Source organism: Aminicella lysinilytica (genome assembly GCF_004362975.1).
Taxonomy (GTDB): Bacteria; Bacillota; Clostridia; order Peptostreptococcales; family Anaerovoracaceae; genus Aminicella; species Aminicella lysinilytica.
The window spans coordinates 1-1343 of the sequence record NZ_SNXO01000086.1 but is presented as its reverse complement, the minus strand read 5'-3'; the positions used below and the strand labels follow the sequence as shown (position 1 = coordinate 1343).

The 1343-nt window shown below is 39.8% G+C and carries 2 protein-coding genes; both read right to left on the bottom strand.

The window, feature by feature from the left end:
• Window positions 1-61: 61 nt before the first annotated feature.
• On the bottom strand, window positions 62-964 hold the full coding sequence (locus tag EV211_RS10595) for an IS3 family transposase (protein ID WP_279222037.1): 903 nt from the start codon (window positions 962-964) through the stop codon (window positions 62-64).
• Between the two features lie 5 nt (window positions 965-969).
• Entirely contained in the window at window positions 970-1260 is a 291-nt protein-coding gene (locus tag EV211_RS10590; RefSeq protein ID WP_133529403.1) for a transposase, read from the bottom strand.
• Window positions 1261-1343 lie beyond the last annotated feature (83 nt).

Genomic DNA, 1343 nt, shown 5'->3' with positions numbered 1-1343 from the left:
TGGTACTCTGTCAAGATTTCGGACAGTTTTTTTGAAATTTCTTTATCGCTATTATAGCGAATCATACTGCTATATCGAATAGACTTTCCTTTAGTCTATAGTAATCACGTTCATATTGCTCTGGTGACTTGTAGTCACAGTGGCTATGGATCCTGCGCGTGTTGTAATATGTGTCTATGTATTCAAATATCAACTTGTAGGCATGATTAAAATTCTTTATTCTGAACCGGTTCAACCACTCTCGTTTAATCAGGGCATGGAATGATTCTATACAGGCATTGTCCCAGGGATTTCCTTTCCCCGAATAACTCCGTTGCATTCCTGATGTCTCCCTGATATACGCATCGGAAGTGTATTGGACACCACGGTCAGTATGGATGATCCTTGGAATTACGCCAGACGTTTTATACAGTGCTTTGCGTATAGCATTGATCACATGTACAGTCTCTAACGTATTAGATAGTTCCCAGGCAACTATTTTCCGAGAAAAAATATCCATTATGCAAGACAGGTAAATAAATCCTTCTTCCGTATAAATATATGTTATATCAGTGCACCATACTGCATTCGGTCTTTCCGGGTTGAAATTTCTCCTTAGCAGATTCTGTAGTTTACTTGTGAAGTCCTCGCTTATGGTCGTAACAGTATATGGTGTAATGTAGCATGCTCTTATTTTCATCTCTCTCATATATTTTGTAACGGTTCGTTCAGCAACGCTTATACCTTTACCATTAAGTTCCTTTGTGATTTTGGGAGCTCCATATATGCGGTAATTGTCATCGTATATCTTTTTTATATTCTCTTTGACGAATTCCCGTTGTATAGCCTGATTGCTTGGTTTGCGCTTTAACCAATCGTAATATCCACTGCGTGAGACGCCTAGTTTTTTCAGCACTCCGCTAACAGAAAATTTGCGTCCCGCGGGCAGACAATCAGTAATTTCTGAAACTGCCAGGTAAATCACCTCTGTTATTTTCCCAGAATGCTGATGGCTTTTTTTAATACTTCAAGTGCGTCTTTCGTATCCCTTAGCTCGCGTCTGAGGCGGATGTTTTCTTTTTCTTCATCGCTCAACTTCGATGCGCCTGCATCAATCGTATCGCAGCCGCTTTGCTCACGGCGATCCATCTTGTACCAACCATAAAGCGTATCATATGGCATTCCTAGATATTCGGCACAAACTCGCATATCTATGTCAGGATGATCCCTTACATATTGTAATGCATCCTTCTTGAATTCACTGCTGTATCTTCTTGGCATAGCATACTCCTCCTCATATTTGATATTGTACTACCAATGGAGAAATTTCTCAAAACTATTGTCCGATTTATATACTACATCTA

Coding starts and splice junctions, on each gene's coding strand:
- EV211_RS10590 (WP_133529403.1), bottom strand. CDS start 1,260: ATGCCAAGAAGATACAGCAGTGAATTCAAGAAGGATGCATTACAATAT.